Raw genomic sequence first — 4,127 nt, forward strand, 5'->3', positions numbered from 1 at the left:
CCCCAGCTCCCCCCCCCCCCCCCTCCCTCCCCCCCCCGCGGCCGTCGTACGGGTGCCGTCAGGCGCGGTGGTACTGGACGGGGGAGTGGACCTCGCCGCCCAGCTCGGCGGCGGCGTGGCGGGCCCAGAAGGGGTCGCGCAGCAGAGCGCGGCCGATCAGGACGGCGTCGGCGCGGCCGGAGGCGAGGATGTCCTGGGCCTGGGCGGGGTCGGTGATCAGGCCGACGGTGGCGACCGGCAGGCCGGCCTCGCCGCGCACCGCCTCGGCGAAGGGCACCTGGAAGCCGGGCGCGGCCTCGATCAGGGCGTCGGGGACGAGGCCGCCGGTGGAGACGTCCAGCAGGTCCACGCCGTGCGCCTGGAGCTCCTTGGCGAGGCGGACGGTGTCCTGCGAGGTCCAGCCCTCGCGGCCGTCCTGCGGGTTCTCGGTGAGCCAGTCGGTCGCGGAGACGCGGAAGAACAGCGGCAGCTCCTCGGGCCACACCGCGCGCACCGCGTCGACGACCTCCAGGGCGAAGCGGATGCGGCCCTCGAAGGAGCCGCCGTAGGCGTCGGTGCGGTGGTTGCTCTGCGGGGAGAGGAACTGGTGGATCAGGTAGCCGTGGGCGCCGTGGAGCTCGATGACCTGGAAGCCCGCGTCGAGCGCGCGCCGGGCGGCGTCGGCGAACTTCCGCACGATCCCGTGGATCTGATCCACCGTCAGCTCGTCCGGGGTGCTGTGCTCGGGGGAGAAGGCGGCGGCGCTGGGGGCGAGCGGCCGCCAGCCGTGCTCCTCGTCCGGGGTGAGGGCGCGTCCGCGGTCCACCCAGGTCCGCTCGGTGGAGGCCTTGCGCCCGGCGTGGCCGAGCTGGACGGCGGGGACGGCGCCCTGCTCCTTGAGGAAGGAGGTGATCCGCCGGAAGGCCTCGGCCTGGGTGTCGTTCCAGAGGCCGAGGTCGTACGGGCTGATGCGCCCCTCGGGGCTGACCGCGGTGGCCTCGACGATGATCAGCCCGGTGCCGCCGGCGGCTCGCGCCGCGAGGTGGGTGAAGTGCCAGTCGTTCGGGACCCCGGCGGCCTCGCCGGTCGGCGCGGCGCTGTACTGGCACATCGGCGGCATCCAGACCCGGTTGGGGATGGTCAGTTCCCGCAGGGTGTACGAGCTGAAGAGGTTGGTGCTCATCGGATCTCCCGGTGGGGTCGGCGGCGCCGGAGCGGGCAGGGCCCCGATTTTGATTGCAGGTGCAACTTCTAGATACAACAATAGTTGCGCACGACGATAAATTTCAAGAGTGCAGGAGACCCCGGGCCCGGGCGGCCAGGCCGTCGGCGCCGCACTGGGCGGCCAGCTCCAGACCCCGGGTGAGCGCGGCCCGGGCGGCCGGGCCCGCGCCCAGCGCCTCCCCCAGGTCGACCAGGGCGAGCGCGTGCTCGTAGCGGGCGGGCGAACGCTCCAGGTGCCGGACCGCCTCCGCCAGCAGCTCGGCCGCGCGCGCCCGCCCGTGCACCGCGGCGCCGAGCCGCAGAGCGCTGCCGATGGCCGAGTCCGTCCCGGACTCCCGGGCCCGGCGGACCGCCTCCTCGGCGAGGCCACGGGCCCGCTCCGGCTGGTCGACGGCCACCGCGCGGGCCAGGTGCCCCAGCCACGGCGCCCACACCGTGTTGCGCCACCCGCGCGCGTCCAAGGCCGCGCCCGCGGCGGCCAGCGCCTCGGCCGCGCCCGACGCGTCGCCCCCGGCCAGCAGCAGACGGCCGTACAGTGTGCGGGCGTCCGGCAGCACCATCACCGTCGGGTACGGCGGCCCGAAGGCGTGCTCGCGCGCCAGCTCCAGGGCCTCCTCCAGCCGGCCGCGCGCCGCCAGGGTCTCGGCCAGCGCCCCGACCGCGTCCCAGTGCAGCGGGGTGCCCGGGCCGATCCGCTCGGCGATGCGCAGCGCCCGGCACAGGTAGTCCTCCGCCTCGACGAGAGCGCCGCAGCGGAACCGGAGCATGCCGGTCAGCAAGTAGGCGAAGCCGAGATGGCCGCCGCTCCACCCGGCCACCTCGTAGGCGCGCACCGCCTCGGTGAACAGCTCCTCCGCCCGGTCGACCCGGTCGGCGTACAGATAACTGATGCCCAGGACCCCGGGCAGCTCGAAGCCCCACGTGGTGTTGGTCCAGCCCAGAGCACGCGGCAGCCGCCCGCCCGGCAGCGCGGACTCCGCCAGCGCGATCGCCTCCGCGCGGTCGACGCCGCGCAGCGTGAGGTCCCAACAACGCAGCACGGCCACCGCGTGAGCCAGGCCGTCGTGCTCGAACACGGCCTCACCCGGGGCCGCCCCGTCCTCGACGGTGTCGGCGAAGGCCAGGCCGACCGTGCCCAGCATCCGGGCGAACTCCGCGAGCCGCCGGGAGCGGCCCGGGCCGTCCTCGTCCTCGAACCGGAACGCGGCGAACATGAAGTGGGCGACCTCCAGCCGAAGCCGCCCCGGCCCGGGCCGGGTGCGCGACGCCTCCTCGGCACACAGCGCGGCCGCCTCACCGAGCCGGTTGCCGTGGGCAAGCGCCTGGGCGAGCCGGAAGACCGCGTCCACCCGCAGCTCGGGGCCCAGCCCGTACGGGTCGGCGAGCGCCTGACGCAGCTGGTTGACCGTGGTCGCCGGATCGGTGAGCAACGCCGAGCAGCCCAGCTCGTAGAGCACCTCGGCCCGGTCCTCATCGGCGGGCGGCTCGCTGATGGCACGGCGCAGGCAGCGCTGCGCCGCTTCGGGCGCGCCGATGGCCAGGTGCTCGCGGGCCGCCCGGCGCAGCTTGTCGACGATCTCGCCGTCCCCTTCGGGCAGGATCTCCAGCAGGTGCCGGGACGCCGCGAGCAGGCCGAGGCCGGCGTTCTCGACCTCGACCGCGGCCACTCCGTGCATCCCGGTCCGGGCGGCGGGATTCATCGACTGGTAGACCGAGGTGGCGACCAGGGGGTGGACGAACTCCAGCCGGCCCGACGGTGTGCCGGTCAGCACCTGGTGCCGGCGCAGCTCCCGGATGGACTGGGCGGCGGTCTCCGGGCCCTGGGCGCAGATGGCGGCGGCGAGGTCGGGCCGGATGTCGGTGTCCAGCACCGACGCCGCCCAGGCGAAGCGCAGCGCGGTCGGACCGAGCCGGTCCAGCCAGTGCCGCAGCGTCATCCCCCGTGCCGTGGCCGCGAGTTCGCGTAGCTGCCCGGTACTCTCCTCGACCGGGTCGAGCCGCTGGTCGGCCACCTCGCGCAGCAGGGCGGCGGTTTCGTACGGGTTCCCGGCGGTGACCGCCCAGACGTGGCGGCAGAAGGCGTCCTCGGCCTGCGCGCCCAGGGCCGCGCGGACCAGGTGCGCGACCGAGGCGGGCTGGAGCGGGCGCAGTTCGTGCCTGCGGTCGGCCCGGTCGGCGAGAGCGCGCTGCAGCGCCAGGGCGTCGTCGGGGAACTCGTCGCGGCAGGCGAGCACCAGCAGCGCCGGCAGCTCCCGGGCGCGGACCGCGATGCCCGCCAGCCAGCCGAGCGACTCCGGGTCGGCCCAGTGCAGGTCGTCGACGAGCACCGCCACCGGCGAGCGCAGCTGCACCAGGCGGGTGAGGACGAAGTCCAGTCCGTCCCGCACCCCCTGCGGATCGAGCTGCCCGGCCGGCGGCCGCAGTCCCGCCGCCGGGCCCACGATGTCCTCCCACGGCCCGAAGACCCGCGCCCGCTCGTCGTCGGACAGGGCCGACAGCAGCGGCCGCACCAGCTGGCGCACCACGTGGAACGGCTCGTGGCACTGCCGCTGCCCGCCCCGGGCGAACAGCACCGTGCAGCCCGCGCGCTTCGCCGCCCGCCGCACCTCGGTCAGCACCGCGGTCTTCCCCAGCCCGGCCGCGCCGGTGTAGAGCAGCAGCTCCCCGACCCCGGTGTCGGTGGGCCGGGTGAGCGCCTCGATCGCCCGTGCGGCCGAGCGGATCTCCGCCTCGCGCTCGTGCAGCGCCAGCTCCTCGCCCCCGATGCCGCCCCCGGCCTTCCCCTCGACCACCGCCGCCTCCAATTCGCCCCGCCAGGACCGTCGTTGCAGAGAGGGCCGAGGCTACTGCCGATCGGCCGGCTCCCGGTACGGGCTTGACAAAGCACCTGCGAACCGCAGGAGGACCCCGGAAAACCGTTGGCC

General features: G+C 75.6%; 2 protein-coding genes. Both read right to left on the minus strand.

Annotation, left to right across the window (positions count from 1 at the left end; all coding sequences use genetic code 11):
* Positions 1–58: 58 nt before the first annotated feature.
* Complete coding sequence (locus tag ACFQ87_RS42970) at positions 59–1,162, minus strand: NADH:flavin oxidoreductase/NADH oxidase (protein WP_380616437.1); 1,104 nt, start codon at positions 1,160–1,162, stop codon at positions 59–61.
* 103 nt (positions 1,163–1,265) lie between these two features.
* On the minus strand, positions 1,266–3,995 hold the full coding sequence (locus tag ACFQ87_RS42975; protein ID WP_380616438.1) for an ATP-binding protein: 2,730 nt from the start codon (positions 3,993–3,995) through the stop codon (positions 1,266–1,268).
* Between the last annotated feature and the right edge of the window lie 132 nt (positions 3,996–4,127).

This window comes from Kitasatospora sp. NPDC056531, assembly GCF_042794375.1.
In the GTDB taxonomy this organism is placed as follows: Bacteria; Actinomycetota; Actinomycetes; order Streptomycetales; family Streptomycetaceae; genus Kitasatospora.

Excerpts from the sequence above, each read along its gene's own strand:
- ACFQ87_RS42970 (WP_380616437.1), bottom strand. The coding sequence starts at position 1,162 with ATGAGCACCAACCTCTTCAGCTCGTACACCCTGCGGGAACTGACCATC.